Origin of the sequence: Porphyromonas sp. oral taxon 275, assembly GCF_018127745.1 — a bacterium.
In the GTDB taxonomy this organism is placed as follows: domain Bacteria; phylum Bacteroidota; class Bacteroidia; order Bacteroidales; family Porphyromonadaceae; genus Porphyromonas.
Map to the genome: position 1 here is coordinate 640,809 of NZ_CP072333.1, position 24,217 is coordinate 665,025.

22 protein-coding genes and 1 tRNA gene are annotated in these 24,217 nt (G+C 60.3%); 12 read left to right on the plus strand and 11 right to left on the minus strand.

The features are described from left to right. Window positions 1–27: 27 nt before the first annotated feature. The 10 genes from J4862_RS02570 to gpmA all read left to right on the plus strand — a co-directional run bounded on the left by J4862_RS02570 (window position 28) and on the right by gpmA (window position 11,371). Window positions 28–978: a DUF2764 family protein gene (locus tag J4862_RS02570; protein WP_211789180.1), complete on the plus strand. Its 951-nt coding sequence runs from the start codon at window positions 28–30 to the stop codon at window positions 976–978. A gap of 58 nt (window positions 979–1,036) precedes the next feature. Further along, window positions 1,037–2,794 (plus strand): V-type ATP synthase subunit A, encoded by a 1,758-nt coding sequence (locus J4862_RS02575; protein WP_211789181.1) that lies wholly within the window; start codon window positions 1,037–1,039, stop codon window positions 2,792–2,794. A gap of 7 nt (window positions 2,795–2,801) precedes the next feature. Next, entirely contained in the window at window positions 2,802–4,124 is a 1,323-nt protein-coding gene (locus J4862_RS02580; RefSeq protein WP_211789182.1) for a V-type ATP synthase subunit B, read from the plus strand. An 81-nt stretch (window positions 4,125–4,205) separates the two neighbouring features. Continuing rightward, window positions 4,206–4,859, plus strand: a complete 654-nt coding sequence (locus tag J4862_RS02585) for a Type 1 glutamine amidotransferase-like domain-containing protein (RefSeq protein ID WP_211789183.1) — start codon at window positions 4,206–4,208, stop codon at window positions 4,857–4,859. Between the two features lie 22 nt (window positions 4,860–4,881). Beyond that, window positions 4,882–5,496 carry a V-type ATP synthase subunit D gene (locus J4862_RS02590; protein ID WP_211789184.1) on the plus strand — a complete coding sequence of 205 codons (615 nt, stop codon included), beginning with the start codon at window positions 4,882–4,884 and terminating at the stop codon, window positions 5,494–5,496. A gap of 8 nt (window positions 5,497–5,504) precedes the next feature. Then, window positions 5,505–7,319 carry a V-type ATP synthase subunit I gene (locus J4862_RS02595; RefSeq protein ID WP_211789185.1) on the plus strand — a complete coding sequence of 605 codons (1,815 nt, stop codon included), beginning with the start codon at window positions 5,505–5,507 and terminating at the stop codon, window positions 7,317–7,319. Between the two features lie 47 nt (window positions 7,320–7,366). Next, complete coding sequence (locus J4862_RS02600) at window positions 7,367–7,825, plus strand: ATPase (RefSeq protein WP_211789186.1); 459 nt, start codon at window positions 7,367–7,369, stop codon at window positions 7,823–7,825. A 507-nt stretch (window positions 7,826–8,332) separates the two neighbouring features. Next, complete coding sequence (locus J4862_RS02605) at window positions 8,333–9,889, plus strand: PglZ domain-containing protein (RefSeq protein WP_211789187.1); 1,557 nt, start codon at window positions 8,333–8,335, stop codon at window positions 9,887–9,889. A gap of 27 nt (window positions 9,890–9,916) precedes the next feature. Continuing rightward, window positions 9,917–10,552 (plus strand): HAD family phosphatase, encoded by a 636-nt coding sequence (locus J4862_RS02610; protein WP_211789188.1) that lies wholly within the window; start codon window positions 9,917–9,919, stop codon window positions 10,550–10,552. A gap of 72 nt (window positions 10,553–10,624) precedes the next feature. After that, window positions 10,625–11,371: a 2,3-diphosphoglycerate-dependent phosphoglycerate mutase gene (gene gpmA, locus J4862_RS02615; protein WP_211789189.1), complete on the plus strand. Its 747-nt coding sequence runs from the start codon at window positions 10,625–10,627 to the stop codon at window positions 11,369–11,371. Between the two features lie 416 nt (window positions 11,372–11,787). Here the strand turns inward: gpmA and J4862_RS02620 are convergent. The 9 genes from J4862_RS02620 to J4862_RS02660 form a co-directional block, all read right to left on the minus strand. After that, window positions 11,788–11,860, minus strand: a tRNA-Thr gene (locus J4862_RS02620). Between the two features lie 48 nt (window positions 11,861–11,908). Beyond that, entirely contained in the window at window positions 11,909–12,364 is a 456-nt protein-coding gene (locus J4862_RS02625; protein WP_211789190.1) for a hypothetical protein, read from the minus strand. 448 nt (window positions 12,365–12,812) lie between these two features. Further along, window positions 12,813–13,907 (minus strand): peptide-methionine (R)-S-oxide reductase MsrB, encoded by a 1,095-nt coding sequence (gene msrB, locus J4862_RS02630; RefSeq protein ID WP_211789191.1) that lies wholly within the window; start codon window positions 13,905–13,907, stop codon window positions 12,813–12,815. 346 nt (window positions 13,908–14,253) lie between these two features. Next, window positions 14,254–15,045, minus strand: a complete 792-nt coding sequence (mazG, locus tag J4862_RS02635; RefSeq protein ID WP_211789192.1) for a nucleoside triphosphate pyrophosphohydrolase — start codon at window positions 15,043–15,045, stop codon at window positions 14,254–14,256. A gap of 20 nt (window positions 15,046–15,065) precedes the next feature. Continuing rightward, entirely contained in the window at window positions 15,066–17,159 is a 2,094-nt protein-coding gene (locus tag J4862_RS02640) for a cytochrome c biogenesis protein CcdA (protein ID WP_211789193.1), read from the minus strand. A 29-nt stretch (window positions 17,160–17,188) separates the two neighbouring features. Next, complete coding sequence (locus tag J4862_RS02645) at window positions 17,189–17,758, minus strand: protein-disulfide reductase DsbD domain-containing protein (protein ID WP_211789194.1); 570 nt, start codon at window positions 17,756–17,758, stop codon at window positions 17,189–17,191. Between the two features lie 28 nt (window positions 17,759–17,786). Continuing rightward, on the minus strand, window positions 17,787–18,866 hold the full coding sequence (locus tag J4862_RS02650) for an RluA family pseudouridine synthase (RefSeq protein WP_211789195.1): 1,080 nt from the start codon (window positions 18,864–18,866) through the stop codon (window positions 17,787–17,789). Next, entirely contained in the window at window positions 18,850–19,209 is a 360-nt protein-coding gene (locus tag J4862_RS02655) for a hypothetical protein (protein WP_211789196.1), read from the minus strand. Before J4862_RS02655 ends, J4862_RS02650 begins: the two co-directional genes overlap by 17 nt. A gap of 45 nt (window positions 19,210–19,254) precedes the next feature. Then, the gene (locus J4862_RS02660; RefSeq protein ID WP_211789197.1) at window positions 19,255–19,638 is read right to left on the minus strand and encodes a septum formation initiator family protein; all 384 of its coding nucleotides are present in this window, start codon (window positions 19,636–19,638) and stop codon (window positions 19,255–19,257) included. Between the two features lie 672 nt (window positions 19,639–20,310). Between J4862_RS02660 and prfB the strand changes: the two genes are divergently transcribed. Continuing rightward, window positions 20,311–21,433 (plus strand): peptide chain release factor 2 gene (gene prfB / locus J4862_RS02665; protein WP_211789198.1). Its coding sequence is split into 2 segments (ribosomal slippage): window positions 20,311–20,373 and window positions 20,375–21,433, totalling 1,122 coding nucleotides; the frame shifts between segments, so codons are not numbered across the junction. Between the two features lie 187 nt (window positions 21,434–21,620). Here prfB and J4862_RS02670 read toward each other — a convergent pair. Continuing rightward, window positions 21,621–22,253 (minus strand): OmpH family outer membrane protein, encoded by a 633-nt coding sequence (locus tag J4862_RS02670; protein ID WP_211789199.1) that lies wholly within the window; start codon window positions 22,251–22,253, stop codon window positions 21,621–21,623. A gap of 46 nt (window positions 22,254–22,299) precedes the next feature. Continuing rightward, on the minus strand, window positions 22,300–22,515 hold the full coding sequence (locus J4862_RS02675) for a hypothetical protein (RefSeq protein WP_211789200.1): 216 nt from the start codon (window positions 22,513–22,515) through the stop codon (window positions 22,300–22,302). Between the two features lie 156 nt (window positions 22,516–22,671). On the opposite strand from J4862_RS02675, the gene J4862_RS02680 reads away from it, so the two are divergent. Next, window positions 22,672–24,132 carry an aminoacyl-histidine dipeptidase gene (locus J4862_RS02680; protein WP_211789201.1) on the plus strand — a complete coding sequence of 487 codons (1,461 nt, stop codon included), beginning with the start codon at window positions 22,672–22,674 and terminating at the stop codon, window positions 24,130–24,132. Window positions 24,133–24,217: the final 85 nt, after the last annotated feature.

Below are 24,217 nucleotides of genomic sequence, written 5' to 3' on the forward strand. Positions count from 1 at the left end.
CCTCACCAGCATCCTTGAGACAAGACCATGGCTAAGTACTACGGCTTAGTATCAGGGCTCCCAGTCTTGACCGCTGAGATGGCGAAGCCTCCCTATACGGCGGAGGAATTCTACCACGAGCTACAGCCTGTCCTCAGCACCGCCGACCGCCAGCTCCTGGAGGCGCTGCGTGCCGAGCGGCTGCATCCTCAGCTCATCGACTGGATCAGCACCGATGCGCTAGCCCCCAGCCCCGAGGGTGACTCTGAGGAGCTGCCCCATGAGGATTCGGACGAGAGCTCTAGGCGCCTCGATGCGCTGCGCTCGATCGCGCAGCGCGCCTCCGAGGGAGCACGCCTCACAGCACCAAAGGGGATCCCCAGCTATCAGGCACGCTTCGTCTACGAGCTCTACTATCGTCCCGCGGCCGATGACTGGCGCGCCGATAGCACCACGCCCGCCCTCATCGAGGAGCTGCGCCACGAGCGTATCGCCCTAGAGGATCGCCTCTCGCGCTACTACTATGAGTGGCTCGGGACGAGCTCCAGCGCCTTCGTCCGTGGCTGGGCTGAGCTGAACAAGAACCTACGTAACATACTCGCGCTCTATACCTGTCGTCGCCTCGGCTGGGACCCTAAGGACTACATCGTAGGCAACGGTGAGGTCGAGGAACTGCTGCGTACCAGCACGAGCAAGGACCTGGGGCTGGGCGATCAGTTGCCCTACCTCAAGGACGTGCTTCGCATCGCTGAGGAGCGTGATATCGCGCGCCGCGAGCGCCTCATCGACCTGCTGAAGTGGCAGTGGATGGATGAGTGGACCTTCGTCCGTGTCTTCGATATAGACAATGTCCTTTGCTACTACCTGCGCCTAGAGATCCTCGGCCGCTGGGTCCAGCTAGACGCCGAGCACGGCGAGGCTACCTTCCGCGGTATCGTACACGGGCTCAAGGGCGAGAGCGCACGCGTCCTCGATGACTTCAGGCACAGCCACCGATAGGCGGCCCCCGAGGGACATCGCAATCACATCGCAACACCGAAGAATACAATCATACATAATGGCAACAAAAGGCATAGTAAAGGGCGTGGTCGGTAACCTCGTGACCATAGAGGCTGACGGTCCTGTGTCTCAGAATGAGATCTGCTACATCACCGTCGCAGGCGTAGACCTCATGAGCGAGGTCATCAAGGTACAGGGCAAGAACGCCTACGCCCAGGTCTTCGAGTCGACGCGTGGCATGCGCATCGGGGACGAAGTCCGCTTCGAGGGGCACATGCTCGAGGTGACGCTCGGCCCAGGGATGCTCTCCAAGAACTACGACGGGCTGCAGAACGACCTCGACAAGATGGAGGGCGTCTTCCTCAGCCGCGGTACCTATACCTATCCCCTAGATGAGGGCAAGCAGTGGGGCTTCTCTCCGCTGGCTCAGCCTGGGGATCGCGTGCAGGCTGGGAGCTGGCTGGGTGAGGTGACGGAGAACTTCCAGTCCATCAAGGTCATGGTCCCCTTCACCTTCGAGGGCCTCTATACCGTCAAGACCATCGCCGCTGCGGGGGACTACACGGTAAAGGAGACCATCGCTGTCCTCACCGACGAGGCAGGGCAGGAGCACCAGGTGACCATGGAGCAGAAGTGGCCCGTCAAGCGCCCCATTAGCTGCTATGCCGAGAAGCCTCGCCCCCATAAGCTTCTCGAGACAGGGGTGCGTATGATCGACACCATGAACCCCATCGTAGAGGGCGGTACGGGCTTCATCCCCGGTCCCTTCGGTACGGGGAAGACCGTGCTCCAGCATGCCATCAGTAAGCAGGCCGAGGCCGACATCGTCATCATCGCTGCCTGCGGGGAGCGTGCCAATGAGGTCGTGGAGGTCTTCAAGGAGTTCCCCGAGCTCAAGGACCCCAACACCGGCCGCCCGCTCATGGAGCGTACCATCATCATCGCTAATACCTCCAACATGCCTGTGGCAGCCCGTGAGGCCTCGGTCTACACCGCGATGACCATCGCCGAGTACTACCGCTCCATGGGGCTAAAGGTGCTGCTGATGGCCGACTCCACCTCCCGCTGGGCTCAGGCGCTGCGTGAGATGTCGAACCGCCTCGAGGAGCTCCCTGGCCCCGACGCCTTCCCTATGGACCTCTCGGCCATCGTGGCGAACTTCTACGCTCGCGCTGGCTTCGTCCACCTCAACAACGGCGCTACGGGCTCCGTGACCTTCATCGGGACGGTATCTCCTGCAGGGGGCAACCTCAAGGAACCCGTGACGGAGAACACCAAGAAGGTAGCCCGCTGCTTCTACGCCCTCGAGCAGGAGCGTGCCGACCGCAAGCGCTACCCCGCCGTCAACCCCATCGACAGCTACTCCAAGTACCTGGAGTACCCTGAGTTCCAGGACTACATGGCCGAGCGCATCGGCTCGGGCTGGATCGCTAAGGTCGGGGAGATGAAGCAGCGCCTCATCCAGGGTAAGGAGATCTCCGAGCAGATCAACATCCTCGGTGACGACGGCGTGCCGCTGGACTACCACATTACCTTCTGGAAGAGCGAGCTCATCGACTTCGTCATCTGCCAGCAGGACGCCTTCGACGAGATCGACGCCAACTGCTCGCTCGAGCGTCAGGAGTACATGGTGGACAAGGTCATGCAGATCTGCCGCACGGACTTTGCCTTCGAGGACTTCGTCCAGGTGGGTGAGCACTTCAAGGATCTGATCAATGCCCTCAAGCAGATGAGCTATTCGGTCTTCCGCAGCGAGGACTTCGCGCGTAACGAGGCACGCGCCGACGAACTGGTCGCACAGCGCGCAAAAAACTAAGACGATTATGGCAGCAAAAGCATTCCAAAAGATATACACCAAGGTCGAGAACATTACGAAGGCCACCTGTATGCTCCGCGCTACAGGCGTAGGTAATGAGGAGCTGGCTACGATCGACGGGCGCCTGGCGCAGGTCGTGCGTATCATGAACGATGAGGTCACGCTGCAGGTCTTCGGCGGTACGGAGGGCATCCCCACGGACGCCGAGGTCATCTTCCTCGGCAAGGCCCCTTCGCTCCAGGTCGGCGACCAGCTCGTAGGGCGCTTCTTCAACGCCTACGGCGAGCCCATCGATGGCGGCCCCGCCGTCTCGGGCCAGGAGGTAGAGATCGGCGGCCCCTCGGTCAATCCTGTTCGCCGCGAGCAGCCCTCCGAGCTGATCGCCACGGGGATCGCAGGCATCGACCTTAATAACACGCTCGTCACGGGGCAGAAGATCCCCTTCTTCGCTGACCCTGACCAGCCCTTCAATGAGGTGATGGCCATGGTGGCCCTCCGTGCCAAGAGTGACAAGATCATTCTCGGCGGGATGGGTATGACCAATGACGACTACCTCTTCTTCAAGAATACCTTCAGCAACGCCGGTGCCCTAGACCGCATCGTCAGCTTCATCAACACGACGGAGGATCCCTCCGTCGAGCGCCTGCTCATCCCCGACATGGCGCTCACGGCCGCTGAGTACTTCTCCGTTGTCAAGGGCGAGAAGGTCCTTGTGCTGCTCACCGACATGACGAACTACGCCGATGCCCTGGCTATCGTCTCCAACCGTATGGACCAGATCCCCTCCAAGGACTCGATGCCGGGCTCGCTCTACTCCGACCTAGCGAAGATCTACGAGAAGGCGGTACAGTTCCCCGACGGAGGCTCCATCACCATCATCGCCGTGACGACCCTCTCGGGTGGGGACATCACCCACGCAGTGCCCGACAACACGGGGTACATCACCGAGGGGCAGCTCTACCTGCGCCGCGACTCCAATGTCGGTAAGGTCATCATCGACCCCTTCCGCTCGCTGTCGCGCCTCAAGCAGCTCGTCATCGGCAAGAAGACCCGTGAGGACCATCCCCAGGTGATGAATGCTGCCGTCCGTCTCTTCTCGGATGCCGCTGGCGCACAGACCAAGATGGAGAACGGCTTCGACCTCACCGACTACGACGAGCGCACGCTCTCCTTCGCGGCCGACTACTCCCGTGAGCTGCTGGCCATCGACGTCAATATCGATACCGAGCAGATGCTCGATACGGCATGGCATCTCTTCGGTCGGTACTTCCGTCCAGCAGAGGTGAATATCAAGCAGTCCCTCGTCGATAAGTACTGGCCTAAGGCCTAAGGGAACTCGCGACAGTATGTTGGCCCACGGGGAGCCTCCGCTCCCTATAGGTGTGGCTGGTAGAGTCAAATAGTACAGAGAATGAACCCAAATATCTTCCAGAGAATGAACCCAAATATCTTCCTTTTCCTCTGCTCCTCTTTCGCCGATGTAGCTCCTCTACTAGAGCAAGCCTGCCCTATGGAGCTACGGGAGAAGGTCGTCACCTTTATCCCCACAGCTAGCATCCCGGAGTCCTATACGGGGTATGTCGGGCTGGGGCGAGAGGCCTTGGAGCAGCTAGGGCTAAGGGTACTCCCCCTTGATGTCTCTAAGGCTTCACCTGAGGAGATAGCAGTCTCCCTCTCGCAGTGTGACCTTATCTACATCTCGGGAGGCAATGCCTTCTACCTCCTTCAGGAACTGAAGCGTAAAGGTGCGGATAAGCTTATCCAGCGGGAAATAGAGAGAGGAAAACCTTATATAGGCGAGTCGGCAGGGTCGGTGATCCTGGCACCTAGCATCGAGTATGTTCAGCTAATGGATGAGACCCAGGCGGCTCCTGAGCTGACCTCCTTCGCTGCACTAGGCTTGATCGAGAAGTATCCTTTGCCGCACTACCGGTGCTTCCCCTTCGTCGAGATGGCGGAGACTGTGCTCGCTACGTATGGTGGCCGACTCTCTCTCGTACCGATCACGAACCACCAGGCTATAATCGTCCGGGGTCGAGAGCTCACCATCGTGACTAAGGAATAACTAGGTAGCCATCAAACGTCTTATGGCGATACGATTTCAATACAACAAGACCTCGCTACAGCAGCAGGAAAAGGCGCTGAAGATGCGCCTGCGCACCTTGCCTACCATCAAGAGCAAGGAGAGCGCCCTGAGGCAGCAGGTCAAGCAAACCAAGCGCGAGGTCGAGGAGCTAGAGGCGAAGCTGGAGCGAGAGCTGCAGGGCTACCAGGGTATGGTGAGCCTGTGGGCAGAGTTCGACCCCAGCTTGATCACCGTCGATAGGGTAGACCTGTCCATGCGCAAGGTCGCTGGCGTCATGCTGCCCGTCCTCGGAGAGATCCACTACGAGGTGCGTCCCTTCAGCATCTTCAACGCCCCGAGCTGGTTCGCCGAGGGCATCGAGCTGCTCAAGACGCTTGCCACGACGGGCATCCAGGCCGAGTTCCTCCGTCTCAAGATGGAGTACCTCGAGCACGCTCGCAAGAAGACCACGCAGAAGGTGAACCTCTTCGAGAAGGTGCAGATCCCTGGCTATCAGGATGCCATCCGCAAGATCAAGCGCTTCATCGAGGATGAAGAGAGCCTCTCGAAGGCCTCGCAGAAGATCATGCGTACCAATATCGAGAAGCGTAAGCAAAAGGAGGAGGAAGAGCTATGATACAGCCAATGAGTAAATACGCCTTCCTCGTCTTCCATAAGGACTACGAGGCTGTGCTCCACCAGCTGCGTGAGCTCGGCGTGCTCCACATCCAGGAGCGTCGCGATACGCGTGAGGTGGAGGAGCTGCAGCAGATCCAGCAGGAGCGTGGTGAGGTCAAGACCCTGCTACGTCAGCTGCGACCCTTCGCCGAGGGGCAGGACCCCGAGCTGCATCCTCGCCTCAGGCAGCGCGCTGAGGGGCAGGAGCTCAGTCGTGAGCTGCACGGACTCCTCGAGCTACGTGGACAGAAGCAGCAGGAGCTCGCCGCCCTACATGCGGAGGCTAGCGAAGTAGCGCTGTGGGGCGACTTCAGCCCCGAGCGTCTCGAGGAGCTGGATGCCGCGGGCTATCAGCTGGAGTTCTATAGTATGCCGCTGGCACGCTATACGGAGGACTTCGAGGCAGGGCACGATGTGCTCTCCATCGCCGAGCAGGCGGGGCGTAAGTACTTCGTCCTCGTGCGTCGTGCTGGGGATGCTGCGCCGCTGACCGAGGCCGATCGCCTAGCTCGCCCCGCACGTAGCGTGGCACAGGTCGAGGAGCTCATCACGCAGCGCCGTGAGGAGCTGGAGACGCTGGAGCGTAGCATCACGATCGAGGCTCCCAGCCATCTGGCTGAGCTGGAGCAGTATGATAGGGTGCTGGAGAATGAGCTGAGCTTCGGCAAGGCACAGCTGCAGGCCGAGCGCCTGGCCGATGAGCGCCTGTATCTGCTGGAGGGCTTCGTCCCGACGGAGCAGGCCGCGGCCTTCGAGCAAGCACTGGCGGGCTCGGGCTGCTACTTCAAGCAAATCGACTTCGACCCTGCGACGGAGCGCGTGCCCATACAGCTCAAGAATAATAGCTTCGCCCGTAGCTTCGAGTTCATTACGCAGCTCTTCTCGTTGCCCAACTATGGAGAGATCGACCAGACGGTCCTCATCGCACCCTTCTTCATGCTCTTCTTCGGCATGTGCTTCGGCGATGCAGGCTATGGGCTCATCCTCCTGCTGGCCTCGACCTACTTCCGACTCAGGAACAAGGGCGGGGACAATAGTCTCCTCAGCCTCGGGCAGTGGCTCGGAGGCGGCGCCTTCGTCGTAGGGCTCGTCCTCGGCTCGATCTTCGGCATGGAGCTACCCTGGGCACGGGACAAGGACTACCTCTTCAACCAGGACAACATGATGGTCATCGCCGTGGTCATCGGCCTCATCCAGGTCTTCTTCGGTAAGCTCGTAGGGGCCTACAAGACGAGTCGACAGCAGGGCTGGCGCTATGCGCTCTCAGGCTATGCCTGGGTGCTGCTGCTCATCGGCCTAGGTCTGATCTACCTCCTGCCGAAGCTCGAGATCGCGCTGCCCCTATGGCTGCAGTATGGCCTCTACGGCATCGTCGGGCTCTCGGTACTGGTAGCCTTCCTCTACAACAGTCCAGGCAAGAACCCGCTGATCAATGTCGGCTCGGGCCTCTGGACCTCCTACAACAATGCCTCGGGGCTGCTCGGGGACGCCCTCTCCTATATCCGCCTCTTCGCCATCGGGCTGACGGGGAGTATCCTAGGGAGTGTCTTCAACCAGCTGGCTATGTCCTGCATCCCCTCGGGGGCTGATGCGAGCATCGGCGGCATCGTCATCGGCTGGGTGATGGCGCTCTTCATCCTGGCCTTTGGGCATACGATCAACTTCGGCATCGCCCTCATCGGCGCCTTTGTCCACCCACTTCGTCTGACCTTCGTAGAGTACTACAAGAACAGCGAATTCGAGGGCGGAGGCCGTCCCTATGCGCCCCTCAAGCGTAAGTAAGTAAACAAGCAAAAGAATAATAGTACTATTAACTCAACTCAACGATTATGAATGAGATGTTGTCATTCCTCGGCCTCGCGCTGATGGTAGGCCTTACAGGTATCGGTAGTAGCATCGGCGTGACGATCTGCGGTAATGCTGCAGTCGGAGCGATGAGGAAGAACCCTGACTCGCTGGGGCAGTATATCGGTCTGGCGGCGCTACCTAGCTCCCAGGGGCTGTATGGCTTCGTAGGCTTCTTCATGGCCAAGACGGCGCTGGATAAGCTCATCGCCGCAGGGGCGATCACTCCCTTCGCTGCCTGGGCGATCTTCGGTGCTGGGCTGATCCTCGGTATCGTCGGCCTCTACTCCGCGATCCGTCAGGCGCAGGTCTGCGCCAACGGGATTCAGGCCATTGGTAGCGGCGAGAACGTCTTCAGCGCTACGATGGTGATGGCCGTCTTCCCTGAGCTCTACGCCATCCTGGCCCTGCTGGTGGCTATCCTCACGGTGAACTCCCTCTAATCTAGGATAAGCTGGCTTAGGCCGCAGGCCTTAGGCGCTACGAGGGGCGCATCCTCCGCTGGAGGGTGCGCCCCTTGTCTTTTGCCGAGGCTGCGGGAGAGGGAAGGTGAGATCGTGAGCTAAGGCGGAAGGCCTCTGAGGGATATCAGTGGGCGTGCTGAGGGGCGTCAGTGAGGCGCCTCAGGGATAGCAGTCAGGAGGCTGAGGGATAGCCCTTACGGTGTCGAAGCCTTGTAGGGGGCTTCGCTGGGCCCCTTGGACTGCTTTGCTGGGGGACTTGGGCAAGGGGCTCACGGCCTTGGCCGTCGCTTGCCCGCGGGCAACTGGAGCGAGGCTGCGGCTTGGCTCTGCCTTTGCTGGGCCTTAGGGGCGGGGCTTCTTGTCCGAGCTGAGCCCTAGGCCTCAGTCCTGCAGCGGAGGGCTCGGGGGCAAGGCTATGTGCTCGGAATGCCGTATCTTAGTAGAGGCAATGCGCATGGCATCGCCCCGATAAAGGACTGCAGACAAATGAGCACAAGCAAAGTATATCAGATCCTCTGGGCAGACGATGAGATCGACCTGCTCAAGCCCCACATCCTCTTCCTGAAGAATAAGGGCTACGAGGTAACGCCCGTACTGAGTGGCAACGAAGCCATCGATGCGGTGCAGGCGGAGCACTTCGACCTCATCTTCCTCGACGAGCATATGCCTGGCCTCACCGGGCTCGACACGCTGCAGCGGATCAAGGAGCTGCGCCCCTTCGTCCCCGTCATCATGGTGACCAAGAGCGAGGAGGAGGAGCTGATGAACCAGGCCATCGGCGGCAAGATCACGGACTACCTCATCAAGCCCGTCAATCCCAGCCAGCTGCTGCTCTCGCTGAAGAAGCATCTCCACCAGAGCGACATCATCAGTGAGGCTACGACGATGAACTACCGCCAGGAGTTCGCCCAGATCAGCATGCAGCTGAGCGATCGCCTTAGCCTCGACGAGTGGAAGGACCTCTACCGTCGTCTCGTGCACTGGGAGCTGGAGCTGGAGCAGGGCGATGCGCAGATGCGCGAGCTGCTAGAGATGCAGAAGGCCGAGGCGGGACGCCTCTTCAGCCGCTTCATCATGCGCCACTACGAGGGCTGGATACGTGAGCCTGAGGGGCGTCCGCTGCTTAGTCCCGACCTCTTCAAGAAGCAGGTCTTTCCGCTCCTGGACGCTGGGGAGAAGGTCTTCTTCATCCTCATCGACAACTTCCGCTACGACCAGTGGGAGTCGGTCAAGGCTATGCTCAGCGAGTTCTACACCTTCGACGAGGAGCAGCTCTACCTATCCATCCTGCCGACGGCGACGCAGTATGCGCGCAATGCGATCTTCTCTGGGCTGATGCCGCTAGACATCGCCAAGATGTTCCCCGAGCTATGGGTGGACGAGGAGAGCGAGGAGGGGAAGAACCTCAACGAGGAGCCCATGATCCAGACGCTGCTGCAGCGCTACCGCAAGAACTACAGCTTCTCCTACAATAAGGTCTACGAGCCGCGCTTCGGTGAGAAGCTCCTCTCGAACCTCAACAGCCTCAAGCAGTACCCGCTCAATGTCATTGTCCTGAACTTCGTCGACATGCTCTCGCATGCTCGTACCGAGAGCAAGATGATACGCGAGCTGGCTAATACCGAGGCCGCCTACCGCTCGTTGACCAAGAGCTGGTTTCGCCACTCGACGACCTACAACCTCTTCAAGCAGATCGCCGAGATGGGCTACCGCGTGATCCTCACGACAGACCATGGTACCATACGCGTCAAGGGTCCCGTCAAGATCGTAGGCGACAAGAATACCAATACCAACCTACGCTACAAGGTCGGCAAGACCCTGAGCTACAATCCCAAGGAAGTCTACGAGGTCGCTGTGCCCGCCAAGGTGGGCCTGCCGCAGACCAAGCTCTCGGACAAGTACGTCTTCTGCTACAACGACGACTTCTTTGCCTACCCCAACAACTATAACTACTACGTGCAGTACTATCGTGATACCTTCCAGCACGGCGGTATCTCGCTCGAGGAGATGCTCGTGCCGCTGATCACGATGAGCCCCAAGTAGTAGCCCCTATACTCATTATTTATCTAGATGATCAAGAACATAGTATTAGACCTCGGTGGCGTGCTCTTCTACCTCGATCGCGAGGAGGCACTGCGCCGCTTCGATGCCCTAGGCGTGCCCAACGTGGCCGAGATGCTCGACCCCTACCTACAGAGTGGCTACTTCCTCCAGGTGGAGGATGGACGCATGACGGAGCCTGAGTTCCGCGCTGCCCTGAGCCGCAGTGCGGGCCGCGAGCTGAGCTACGAGGAGATCGCGCACGCCTACTTCGGCTTCCTGCGCGAGGTCGATGCCTACAAGTTCGACTTCGTGGACGAGGAGCTCGGTGACTACCGGATCTTCATCCTGTCGAATACCAACCCCTACGTCATGGACTTCTGTGAGAGCGACCGCTTCCTACCCAATGGGCGTACCCTATCGTCCTATTGCGTCAAGAAGTTCGCCTCCTGCGAGATGGGGATGGTCAAGCCTGACCGCCGTATCTTCGAGACGATGCTGCGCGAGGGCGAAATGAAGCCCGAGGAGACACTCTTCCTCGACGACGGCCCCGCCAATGTGGCCATGGCGGCAGAGTTCGGTATCCACACCTACTGCCCTAAGAACGGCGAAGACTGGCGCGAGCCCGTCCGCAGGCTCCTGGCGGAGCTCAACGCGCGCGGTTAAGAATGGCTATCTTTGTAGCCGCAAGCACATGCAAGCAGATTATTAGTTCACTATAAGTATCAATATCACATCATGAAGAGAATCGTACTGATCCGTCACGGCGAGAGCGTGTGGAATAAGGAAAACCGCTTCACGGGCTGGACGAACGTCGACCTGTCCGAGAAGGGCGTAGAGGAAGCAAAGAAGGCTGGGGCGCTGCTCAAGGAGAACGGCTTCCACTTCACTAAGGCCTACACCTCCTACCTCAAGCGCGCCATCAAGACGCTCAATCAGATCCTCGACGTCATGGACCTCGACTGGATCCCCGTCTCCAAGAGCTGGCGCCTCAACGAGAAGCACTACGGCATGCTGCAGGGTCTGAACAAGGCAGAGACGGCAGAGAAGTACGGCGATGCTCAGGTCAAGATCTGGCGCCGTAGCTACGACGTGCCTCCTACGCCTCTGGCGATCACGGATGAGCGCGCACCTCAGGCTGACCCCCGCTACGCTGGTGTCGTACCTGCCTACCTCCCTCTGACGGAGGCGCTGTGCCACACGGTAGCGCGTACGCTGCCCTACTGGGAGGGTGAGATCTTCCCCTCGCTGATGGAGCATGACGATGTACTCGTGGCTGCACACGGCAATAGCCTGCGTGGTATCATCAAGGTTCTCAAGGGGATCTCGGACGAGGACATCATCGAGCTGAACCTGCCCACGGCTGTGCCCTACGTCTTCGAGTTCGACGATCAGCTCAACCTCGTCAAGGACTACTTCCTCGGCGATCCAGAGGAGATCAAGAAGCTCATGGAGGCTGTTGCCAACCAGGGTAAGAAGGCCTAAGACCCTTTCGGTGGCTTAGCCTCATCCTTTAGAGGCCGAGTTCCATAAAGCAAGCGAGCGCGCCAGCATCCCGATCGGGGTGCTGGCGCGCTCTGCTTTTATCCCCTTCGCTCCTTGTATGTACCGAGGCTAGGGAAGGACTAGGGCGGACCGTCTCCCGTGTTCGCCTGGGCTCTAGTATAAGGGAGCATGCGCTACCAAGCCTGCGGCGACGATGCAGGCTATAAGTGGGAGGAGGAAGGGAGAAAGGCAGGAGTGAGATGGATATAGCTCGAAGCGAGGCTGGAAGATAAGGTGGGCCGAGGCCGAGCTGTAAGTGGGGGAGGGGTAGCCCCCTAAGGGCTAGGACTATAAAAACTCAGCGCTGCCTGTCTCCCGACAACCAGCGCCTATAACATACTTGTTCATACTACTTGAGCCGAAAGCCGGACTCGAACCGGCGACCTATTCATTACGAATGAATTGCTCTACCAACTGAGCTATTTCGGCAACCTTGCCTTAGTGGCTTTCCCGCTAAAGCGATGCAAAGATAGGGATTTATTTCAAATCCACCAAAAGCTCGCTCAGAAATTCGTTGAGCTCGGCATTGAGCCCCTCCAGCAGCGGCGTCGAGAGCTGTACCAGCTCCTCATCGAGGAAGAGCAGCTCCTCGAGGACGGAGAAGTCGGAGCGTACGAGGACGACGGAGAAGGGACGGGCGAAGAGCGCCTTGTCCCAGTAGCCCTTTTGCTCGAGACGCGTCACTACCTCGCGCAGGGTCTCTAGGGCCGCCTCGCTGGGGGCATCTACCGAGCCCGTGTCCTCCCAGGCGTAGACCGGTAGGCGTGAGAGCTCCTCGTCGGTGTCGTCGTAGAGGCGCAGCTCGCCAGCGGCGCAGTCTAGCTGGATGAAGAGGTCATTGATCGGGTGGTCTAGCCGTGGCGCCTCCTCGCTGAGGAGACTGAGGAAATGCTTGCGTAGGAGCTGTAGCTCGCGTTCGTTGCTGTGCGACATCGTTGTACTATCTAGGTGTAGCCCGCTCCTGCCCTTGGGGGCTCCACGGAGAGCCCGAGGGTGGGAGGCAGACGCTCTACCGCAAAGGTACGCAGTAATCTTTACTTTTTCGGCCTGTCCGCCTTGGCCTCTGCGATATGCTCATCCTAGTCTCCTCCCCGATCGGCCTTGAGCTCAAGCCGAGGGATAAAGATGTCGTAGCGAAGGGCGGGTATAGGGGGAGGGGCGTAATGGATATCAGTGAGCTTGCTGAGTGCCGTCAGTCAGGCGGCTGAGGGCTATCTGTCAGTTGGCTGAGGGATAACCCTCGCGAGGCTAGGGAAAGGCCCTGGGCTTACTTTGCCTAGGCTGAGACAAAAGCGGGAGGGCTGCTGGGGTGATACCCAGCAGCCCTCCCTAATAGTTTGCCTATGGTGTGGGTGAAGTGCTTCTTCTCTAGCTTGATAGCTTACTTTTTCTTCGGCTCGGACTTCGTCTGTAGCAGGGGAAGGTATTTGCCGTAGCCCTGCTGCACCATGGAGTCGCGGGGGATGAAGCGCAGGGCTGCGCTATTGATGCAGTAGCGCAGACCGCCTCGCTCCTTCGGTCCGTCATCGAAGACGTGCCCGAGGTGTGCCTTGCCCGTCTTGCTTCGCACCTCGATGCGTAGCATGCCGAGGGTCTTGTCCTGATGCTCCTCTAGGAGTTTGTTGTCGATGGGACGGGAGAAGCTCGGCCAGCCGCAGCCCGAGTCGAACTTGTCGGCCGAGACGAAGAGCGGTTCGCCCGTAGTGATGTCTACGTAGATCCCCTCGCGCTGCTCATCCCAGTAGTCGTTGTCGAAGGGGTGCTCCGTCGCGGCGTGCTGCGTGACGGCGTACTGCGTGGCCGTGAGGCGCTGGCGTAGCTCGCTGTCGCTGGGACGCACGTAGGGATTGGCCTCACGCGCGATGCGGAAGAGCTCGGGGCGTATGTGGCAGTAGCCGCTGGGATTCTTGTCCAGGTAATCCTGGTGGTAGTCCTCCGCGCTGTAGAAGTTCTGCAGCGGGGCTAGCTCTATGGCCAGGGGCTTGGAGTGCTTGGCCTGGAGCGCGCTGAGTGCCGCCTGGATCACGGGTAGATCCGTGGAGTCGGTGTAGTAGATCCCCGTGCGGTACTGGTCCCCGATGTCGCCGCCCTGTCGATTGAGCGAGGTGGGGTCTATGGTGAGGAAGTAGAGCTCGAGGATCTTGGAGAGGGCGAGCTGATCGGGGGCGTACTGGAGGTGTACGGCCTCGGCGAAGCCCGTCGTATGGGAGCATACCTGCTCGTAGGTGGGGGCGCTGGTATGTCCGTTGGCGTAGCCGACCTCGGTGGAGGTGATGCCGCGTACTTGCTTGAAGAAGTGCTCCGTACCCCAGAAGCAGCCTCCGGCTAGATAGATCTCTTTCATGCCTGCTAGGTGTTGAGTGGGTTTGCTAGGTGTCTGTGCTCGTCTCGTGGCAGAGGTGTAGCTGGCTAGTCCAGCTGTGGCGGCAAGGATGAGGATGAGGAATCCGAGCGCCCTGAGTGACTTGGTGTTCATCTGTATGGCTTGTCTATGGCGCACGCAGTGGCGTGGCTCTGTTTGGAAAACGCGGTGTTGTCGAGGCGCATTGCCTAGGTGCTCAATGAGCCCATATACGCTATCTATAGGAAGCACTGGGGCGCTGACTCTAGGGTAGAATCAGCGCCCCAGCTCCTTAGGGTCGTGTCGGCAGTCTGCGCCGTGAGGCCTGCTAGAGCCCCTTACGCTTGGCCTCGTTCCAGAGCTCGTCCATCTGCCCCAGCGTCAGCTCACGCAGCGACTGGTGTCCCAGCTCGGGACTCTAGGGTAGAATCAGCGCCCCAGCTCCTTAGGGTCGTGTCGGCAGTCTGCGCCGTGAGGCCTGCTAGAGCCCCTTACGCTTGGCCTCGTTCCAGAGCTCGTCCATCTGCCCCAGCGTCAGCTCACGCAGCGACTGGTGTCCCAGCTCGGCAGCGCGTGCCTCGACGTAGCCGAAGCGGCGGATGAACTTCTCATTGGTACGCTCTAGGGCGTCGTCGGGATTGACCTTATACTTACGCGCTACGTTGATGACGCTGAAGAGGAAGTCCCCGAACTCCGCCTCGGTGTCCTCCACCGAGCCGCTCGTGATGGCCTCCTGGAGCTCGTCGAGCTCCTCGCGCACCTTCGTCCAGACCTCCTCGGGCTGCTCCCAGTCGAAGCCTACACCGCGTGCCTTGTCCTGGATGCGGTAGGCCTTGATAAGGGCGGGCAGCGAGCTGGGGACGCCCGAGAGGACGGTCTTATTGCCGTCCTTCTCCTTGCGCTTGAGCTCCTCCCAGCGCTCCAGCACGATGTCGGTGGACTCGGCCGTGGCCTCGCCATAGACGTGCGGGTGGCGGTAGATGAGCTTGTCGCAGAGGGCGTGGCAGACATCGGCTAGGTCGAAGTCCCCCTGCTCCTGAGCGATCTGGCTGTAGAAGACGATGTGCAGGAGCACGTCACCGAGCTCCTTCTTGAGCTCCTCGTGCTGCCCCTTGAGGATCGCGTCGGAGAGCTCGTAGACCTCCTCGATGGTGTTGGTGCGCAGGCTCTCGATGGTCTGCTCCCTATCCCAGGGGCAGTCCACGCGCAGGCGCTCTAGCACGTCGAGGACGCGACTGAGCGCGGCGAGCTTCTCTTCTCTCGTGTGTGCCATATCTTGTATCGCTTGCGCCTTTACTTGGTGCGGCTGGCGAACTCACTGAGGCCGCCCTTGAGGAAGGAGATATAGGCAGGCACGTCCTCGTCGTAGGCACGCGAGGGTGCCAGCGGCTTGCCCTGGTGGTCTAGGAGGACGTAGAAGGGCTGGGCGTTAGCGCCGAACTTCACGCGCTGCAGGTAGCTCCACTTATCCCCGATGGTGCGGAGCTTGACCTCATGGCCGTCCTCCTGGACGACCATAGGCTCGGCGAGTGGCTTCTTATCATCGACCATCAGCGTGATCAGTACGTAGTCCTGCTCGAGCAGCTTCTTGACCTCAGCGTCGATCCAGACGGAGGCCTCCATCTTGCGGCAGTTCACGCAGCCGTAGCCCGAGAAGTCGATGATGACGGGCTTGCCCACCTGGCGGGCGTAGGCCATCCCCGTCTCGTAGTCGTCGAACTGGGCGTGCACCTCATTCTTGTACAGGTTGAGGTCCTGCGTCTTGAGCGGGGGGGCGAAGGCACTGATCGCACGCAGCGGAGCTCCAATGAGCCCAGGCATCATGTAGACAGCGAAGCTCAGGGATACGATGGCCAGGAAGAGGGCGGGGATAGGGGTCTTCTCCTGGGGCGAGTCATGTGGGAAGCGGAGCTTACCCAGCAGATAGAGCCCGAGCAGGATGAAGATGACGATCCAGAGCGAGAGGAAGACCTCGCGGTCGAGGATATGCCAGCCGTAGGCAAGGTCCGCGATGGAGAGGAACTTCAGTGCCAGCGCTAGCTCGATGAAGGCCAGGACGACCTTCACGGAGTTCATCCAGCCGCCGCTCTTAGGCATGGACTGCAGCAGCCCTGGGAAGATGGCGAATAGGGTGAAGGGCAGAGCAAGGGCGAGGGCGAAGCCGAACATCCCCACAGCGGGTGCTAGGAAGCCCGAGCTCGAGGTAGCAGCCTGCACCAGCAGCGTCCCGATGATGGGGCCCGTGCAGGAGAAGGAGACCAACGCGAGGGTGAAGGCCATGAAGAAGATGCTCACCAGCCCCGTAGCGCTGTCGGCCTTCTGGTCCATCTTCGTCGTCCAGGAGGCGGGCAAGACGATCTCGAAGGCGCCGAAGAAGGACGCTGCGAAGACGACCAGCAGCAGGAAGAAGAAGATGTTGAAGTAAGCATTGGTCGCTAGGTTGTTCAGCGCATCAGCACCGAAGAGCGCCGATACCGAGAGGCCGAGCGCCAGATAGATGACGATGATCGCCAGTCCGTAGATGGCGGCGTCGCGGATGCCCTTCTTGCGGTCCTGGCTGCGCTTGAGGAAGAAGCTCACCGTCATGGGGATCATAGGCCAGACGCAGGGCGTCACAAGGGCGACGAGTCCCCCTACGAAGCCTGCGAAGAAGAGCATCAGCAGACCCGAGTCCGCCCCGCTGAGGGCGCGGTCTCCATAGGCCTTGAGCTCGGAGATGACGGGCGTCCAGAGGGCGCTGGCGGCATTGGAGGGCTCGGCAGGGGCTACAGCGGCGCTGTCGGCAGCCTGCTGGGTGCTGTCTACCGTGAGGGGCTGAGCGACCTCGGCGGTAGGAGTGGCCTCGGCCTTAGCCTCGGTCTGCTCGGCTGCGGGGGCAGCTGCGACCTTGCCTAGCTCCTTGAGGGCGATAGTGAAGTCCCAGTTGGTGGGCGGGAGGCACTGCTCGTCATTGCAGACCATATAGCGGATAGCCCCAGAGAAGGCAAAGGCCTTAGGGTCGGTGATGCGTAGGGTCTGGCGGAAGCTGACCTGGCCCGAATAGAAGCGCAGCGTCATGTCGAAGTTCGGGTCATGCTTCTCGATGGGCTTCTTGCTAGCCGTGAGCTTGCCCACGAGCTGGGCGCCCGCGATCTTGTCTACGATGAGGCTCGTAGGGGTGGGGCCCCCGCTGGGGAGCTCGGTACCGTAGAGATGCCAGTCGCCCTTGATGGTCGCCGAGAAGACGATGACCTTCTCCGTCGGGGACTTGTCCTCTACAGAGTGCGACCAGCTGACGGCGTCGCGTATGATCTGTGCCTTGGCCCCGAGGCTCGTCAGGAGCAGGGCTAGAGGCAGGAGCAGGGCACCTAGCCGGCGGGCTAGATGGCGTGAGGATGGGATCTTCATCTGTGTGTTTATTATCGTTTAGCTGTGTGTTACTTACGTCCCTTGCTGGTGCGCCTTGGCTGGGACTGATCGGCGCCTGTCTTCGCTGCGGTGACCTTACCCAGTTCCTTGAGTGCGATGTCGAAGGTCCAGTTCGCTGGCGGGAGGCACTGGTCGTCATTGCAGGCCATATAGCGCATCGCTCCCGAGAAGGCGAAGGCCTTGGGGTCGGTGATGCGTAGGGTCTGGCGGAAGCTCACCTCTCCAGCGTAGAAGCGGAGCAGCATGTCGAAGTTGGGATCGTGCTTCTCTATAGGCTCGCGGCTCGGCGTGAGCTTGCCGACGAGCTGGGCCCCCGCGATCTTGTCCACGATGAGGGTCGTGGGTGTGGGGCCTCCGCTGGGGAGCTCCGTGCCGTAGAGGTGCCAGTCGCCCTTGAGCTTGGCAGTAAAGACGAAGACCTTCTCCGTCGGGGACTTGTCCTCTACGGAGTGCGACCAGCTGACGGCGTCGCGTGCGATCTGTGCCTGCCCTCCTAGGCTCGTGAGGAGGAGCGCTACGGGGAGCAGTAGGGTGGTGGCTAGCCTGCGGGCTAGATGCTGTACGGATAGGATATTCATAGCTGTCTATCTCCTAGGGTGGTGGATCTTATCTGCGGGCTTTCGTCGGGGTGCCTTTGGCCGAAGGGCCCTTGCTGGAGCTGGCTCTGCTGGGGCTAGGCTTGGCGGGACGCTTGCCCTTGGGGCTGTCGAGGCGGCCGAGGGAGCGCAGGAGCTTGCGGAAGAGTGGGGGGATGGGGCGACGGAAGTCCAGCTCCTGCCGCGTCACGGGGTGCGTGAGCGTGAGGTGCGTCCCCTCGAGGGCTACACGCCCCAGCTCGGCCTCGGTCGAACCGCTACGCCAGTCGCCGACGATGGGACAGCGTAGGGCGGCGAACTGGCGGCGCAGCTTGTTGTTGCGCCCCTTCAGGAGCTCGATGCTCACGAGGCTACGCTCGGGGCTGGCGCTGAGGACGCGGTAGCTGGCGAGGCCTGCCTGACTGAGCTGCTCCTCATCCGAGCCCTTGGTGCGCTTCTTGGTGCGAAGTCCCTTCTTGCCCTTCGTGTCCTCCTCTGGGGCAGGGGGCGTCAGGGTGCCTTGCTCGGGGCTCAGGTGTCCCTCGACGACAGCGGTGAAGTGCTGATGGCGGACGTAGCGCCCCCAGTGCTCACTCAGCTCCTGCTGCAGCTCCTTGCTCTTGGCGAAGACGACGATACCCGCCGAGTCCTTATCCAGACGGTTGACGTGGTAGACCTTCGCTAGGGGGTTGAAGCTCTTGAGGTGCTCGGACAGCAGGCGCAGTACCGTCTTGTCCTTCTCCTCGCCGCTGGCTACCGTGGGGAGGCCTGCATCCTTGTACACGACCACCAGCCACTCATCCTGATAGAGGACGTTGAGCTGGGTGTGGTGGAGCTGCTTGGGCAGCGGTGCGGGGTGTACCTGCACGATGTCCCCAGCCTTGAGCGGCGCGTCGAACTGCGTCGTCGGCTCGTTGCCGATGGCGATGAAGCGGTCGTGTAGGAGCTGCTTGACCGTGGTGCGGCTCTTGTCGCTCAGGGCCTGCAGGAGGAAGGGCAGTAGGGTCGTATCCTCACTGACGCGTAGGCGCAGGAGGCTCTTGCCGCGGCTGCCCGGTACGCTGATGCGCTCAGGGCCTGCGGGAGGCTGGGGCTTAGTTCTTTTTTCCATGCTTCTTTTCATCTAGGTAGAGCAAGACATTGCCGTAGATCATATAGACCAGGCCGAGGGCGAGGAAGAGGAGCCAGGCGTTCTGCCCATAGGCATCGAAGACCCCAAAGCGCGCGACAGCCGACAGCCCGAAGAGCAGGCCAGAGAAGACGCCCATGCGAGCGACCCGGCGTATGACTTGGGGCGCGTCTCGCTCGGGGGCTACGAGGTAGTAGACTAGGTAGCCTACCGCCCCCAGCGCATAGCACAGGTCGAAGACGAAGTGCCCCGTCAGCTGCAGGGCCGCCCCCGAGAGGAGCAGCAGTAGGCTGACGATGTAGAGATACTTATACTTGATGTTCATTGACGGGTATGAGGCTAGCACCCTCGGATACTGTACTTAGTCGGGCTAGTGTGCCGTGGTGTCGGCGAGCTCGGCCTGTGGCGTGATGAGGAAGATCTCCTCACCAGGGGTACGCATATAATACTGTTCGCGGGCGATATGTTCGATATGCTCCACGCTGGTACGCACATCATTGAGGCGCAGACTATCGCTGCGGTAGCGCTCTTGGTAGTACTGATAGCTCTGCTGTACCTGCTGCATACGCGCGCGATGCTCGATGTAGGCGCCGATGCTGTACTTATTGGAGGTGCCTAGGATCCAGACCACGATGAGCGGCCCAGGGAGGAGGATGAGTGCCGTGCGGTGGCCGTAGAGCCATCGTCTGCAGCGGGTGAGCTTGTCCTTTAGCCAGCCTTGCTGCTGGTCGTCCTTGTCTTGCATTCTTGTCATCTGCCCCTTGGGATGAGGCTATAATAAGGCATAATATATACCGCTAAAATACGGAAAAATAGCTTACCTCCCTCCGCTGTCTCCTCCAGCACAAGCTCCCCACCCACTGGGCTGCAGCGCCCGCTCTCCCGTGCCCTAAGGCGAAGGAGCGCTTCCCTTCCTTCGTAGCTCAGTGCCGTCCTAGGGTGGAATAGCCGCCGAAGTCCTTCGCGCCCTCCGAAGTCCTCCCCTTGGCTTGCTCTAGGCGCTTGCTCATCGAGGGAATAGCCTTGCCTTAGTTCCCTCATCCTAGTATCTGACCTGGCGCAGGGTAGTCCCTCAGCGCGCTTCCACTAGTCCCTCGCAGCGCTCGCACAAGCCCCTGGACACGCCCACAGCAGACCCTCGGCGACATTTCTTATATCACTTTTGCTCCTGATGGACGTCAGTCAGCACGCTGACTGACGTCCATCAGCGCCAATTATTATATTATATTATATTACTTTACTCGCTCCCCCTTAGCTCGGAGTTTGTCTCCAGTAGGCTGGGAGGCGCTTACCCCTCCTGTGAGGGCTGCGGGGGACAGGGCTTCGGCGGCTCTTTCGGAGGGCTGTCGTATCTTTGCGCTCGGTGTAGGACTTCGCTCCTTCCCTAATAGATAACTACTTTACCCATCCCATACATCACAGACGTATGATAACGACAGACCAGCTCAATGACCTGCTGGAGCGCAAGCTCGCGCTGAGGAGGTACCTTTGACATCGATAGCCGACGTATAGAGCTCGAGGAAGAAGAGCTGCGCACGGCCGACCCTGCCTTCTGGGAGGACCGTAGTCGTGCCGAGGTGCAGATGCGCCGTGTAGGCGAGCTGCGCCGCTGGATAGGCTACTACGACGAGGTAGAGCGCCTCGTGGACGAGGTGAGCCTCGCCCTAGAGTACTACCGAGAGGAGATCACCACTGAGGAGGAGGTAGATGCGGCCTGCGCAGCGGCCGTGGCCCTCCTCGAGGAGGTCGAGCTGAAGAACATGCTTCGCTCGGAGGAGGACAGCCTCGGCGCGGTGCTCAAGATCAATGCAGGGGCGGGCGGCACCGAGAGCCAGGACTGGGCCTCGATGCTGGCACGCATGTACAGCCGCTGGTGCGATAGGCAGGGCTACAAGACGACCATCACCAACTGGCAGGATGGCGATGAGGCAGGCATCAAGACCATGACCATGCAGGTCGAGGGCGATCAGGCCTACGGCTTCCTCAAGAGTGAGACGGGCGTACACCGACTGGTGCGTATCTCGCCCTACAATGCGCAGGGTAAGCGTATGACCAGCTTTGCCTCCGTCTTCGTCGTACCCCTGGTCGATGACAGCATCGAGGTGGAGGTCAATCCCGCCCTGATGAGCTGGGATACCTTCCGCTCCAGTGGCGCAGGGGGGCAGAATGTCAATAAGGTCGAGACTGGCGTACGCCTGCGCTACCGCTATACCGACCCCGAGACGGGCGTAGAGGAGGAGCTGATCATCGAGAATACCGAGACGCGCAGCCAGACGGACAATAGAGAGAACGCCCTGCGCCTGCTGCGTTCACAGCTCTACGACAAGGAGCTGGAGCGTCGCCGTAGGGCACAGGCCGAGGTCGAGGCTGGGAAGAAGAAGATCGAGTGGGGGGCACAGATACGCAGCTATGTCTTCGATGACCGCCGCGTCAAGGACCACCGCACGGGCTACCAGACCTCCAATGTCACGGCGGTGATGGACGGCGAGATCGATGGCTTCATCAAGGCCTACCTGATGGAGTACGGCGCCGCGCCCAAGGAGGACTAGCCTCGCGCCTCGGTGCTGAGGCTTCTAGTCACCCGCCCGCCCTACTGAGGCAAAGCTCCGCGCCAAGCGTGCGGCTATATCAAGCGATAAAGGGACAAGCCCAGGCTACCAGCTGGTAGCCTGGGCTTGTCCCTTATCTTAAGTCGAGCTGCGAGGTAGCTCGTGGACGCTCGTGGGCGTATCTGTCTTACTTCTTGCTCGTAGAGTCAGCCTTGGCAGCCGTAGCCTTGCCTGCGGTGTAGTGCTCGTTGAGATACTTGATGAAGTCGTCGGTGATGTCCAGTGCCTCCTCAGCGTAGAGCACGTTATCCCCGACCTGCGTGAGGACGAGCTTGTAGCGGCCATCCTTGTTGTACTCCTTCAGCTGGGCGCGTAGCTCCTTCATCATATCCTCGAGCATGAGCTGCTGCTTCATCGCCAGCTGCTGGGAGAGCTGAGCGCCGAGGGCCTCTCCCTCCTGCTGCATACGGATGAGCTTCTGCTGCTCGCTCTGCTGTGCTTCGGCCGAGACGAAGGCGTTGATACGCATGCGACGCTCGAAGTCGGCAGCGGCCTTCTGTAGGGCAGCTCCCTTGCTCTGTAGGCGCATCTGATGCTCCTGGGCATCCTTCTCTAGTGCGGCCTTGACCTCCTGGGCGTACTTGTACTGGGAGGTGACCGAGTCCATACGGACCAGGGCGATGGGCAGACCTGTAGCCTGTACCTCGGCGGCAGTGGCAGGAGCGGACTTCTGCGCCTTATCCTGACAGGAGGGGAGGCTGAGGACGGAGGCAAGCGCTAGCGTCAGCGAAGCAAAGCCTACGAGACTTTTCTTTGTCATAAGTGATGTATCTGGGATTAATTCTGTTGCGTATGGGATGAGGGGCCTAGTCCTGCTGGGCGACGCGCTCGGCGAGCGAGCGGCGCTGCTGGGCCTCCTTGTGCTGAGAGGTGTGGCAGGAGATGCCACGTGCCTGCATCGCCTTGCTACCCCCGACGTGGGTGTTGGGGAAGCGGCCTCCTCGCTGTAGAATGATGCGTACCGAGAGTAGGAGCACAGCGATCGCCACGATGAGGAGTGAGACGAGGATGAGTGCCATCATTAGTTTACTATATTATCTTTATATTTGCTGTGGACAAAGTTACGAGTTTTTGTGCTACCTAGCGTAGCGCACCTCTGCCCGTAGCTAGGGCGCCTCCGCCCAGCTGTCCTCTAGTCTGTGACACGTACGCATCATTAACACATAACAGTAAGTACAATGGAGATTACAGAACTGAACCCCAAGATCGTATGGAAGTACTTCCATGAGATCACACAAGTCCCCCGCCCCTCGAAGAAGGAAGGTAAGATCATTGCTTATCTGGAGAAGTTCGCCAAGGAGCATGGCATCGAGTATAAGAAGGATCATGTCGGCAACATCGTCATGATCAAGCCCGCCACCCCAGGATACGAAGATCGCGTCAAGGTCATCCTCCAGAGCCATGTCGACATGGTCTGTGAGAAGAACGCTGGCACGCAGCATGACTTCGACAACGATCCTATCCGTACGATCATCGACGGGGAGTGGCTGCACGCCGACGGCACGACTCTCGGCGCGGACAATGGTATCGGCTGCGCTGCTCAGCTGGCGCTGCTCGCCTCCACGGATCTAGAGCATGGCCCCATCGAAGCCCTCTTCACCGTAGACGAAGAGACGGGTATGACGGGTGCCTTCGAGCTCAAGCCCGGCTTCCTCACCGGTAAGATCCTCATCAACCTCGACAGTGAGGACGAGGGCGAGCTCTTCATCGGCTGCGCCGGTGGTAAGGGGCTTGAAGCTACCTTCAGCCCTCAGTGGCAGCCCGCTCCTGCAGGCCTCGTATGGCTGCGCGCTGCGGTCTCTGGCCTCAAGGGTGGTCACTCGGGCGGCGAGATCCACTGTGGTCTCGGCAATGCCAATAAGATCCTCACCCGCTACCTCTATAGCCTAGAGCGCGAGCTGGGTAGCTGGTCGCTGGCCGAGATCGCTGGGGGGAACCTCCACAACGCCATCCCCCGCGAGGCACACGCCGTCATCGGTGTACGCCCCGAGGACAAGGCTAAGGCTGAGCAGCTCCTCGAGACGCTCTTCAAGAACGTCCAGGCAGAGCTCAAGCGCGTCGATCCTAAAGTCCGCCTCGAGCTCACGGAGGCTGCTGCCCCCAGCCAGGTCATCGACGACAAGACCAAGCACGGTCTGGTGCGCTCGCTCTACGCTTGCCCCCACGGTGTCCTCGGTATGAGCCACGAGATGGAGGACCTCGTAGAGACCTCCAATAACCTCGCCTCCATCAAGCAGCGCGACGGCAAGATCGTCGTCACTACGAGTCAGCGCAGCTCTACGACGAGCCTACGCGACAGTGCGAGCGAGATGGTCGCTTCGGCCTTCGAGCTCGGCGGAGCTCAGGTAGCCCTCACCGACGCCTATCCAGGCTGGAAGCCGAACCCCGAGTCGGCTATCCTCAAGGCTTCGGCGGATGCCTACCGCAAGCTCTTCGGCAAGGAAGCAGCGGTCAAGGCCATCCACGCTGGTCTGGAGTGCGGCCTGATCCTCGACGTCTATCCCGACCTCGATATGGTCTCCTTCGGTCCCACGCTGCGTGACGTCCATTCGCCCGCTGAGCGCATCGAGATCAAGACGGTAGACCTCTGGTGGCGTCACCTCCTCGAGGTCCTCAAGGAGATCCCTGCCGATAAGTAGGCCTTCCCCTCACCTTGCCTCAGCTTAGTCTGTAGCGAGGCTCTGACAAGCAAAGCCCCACGATAGGAGGATCTCCTCGCTATCG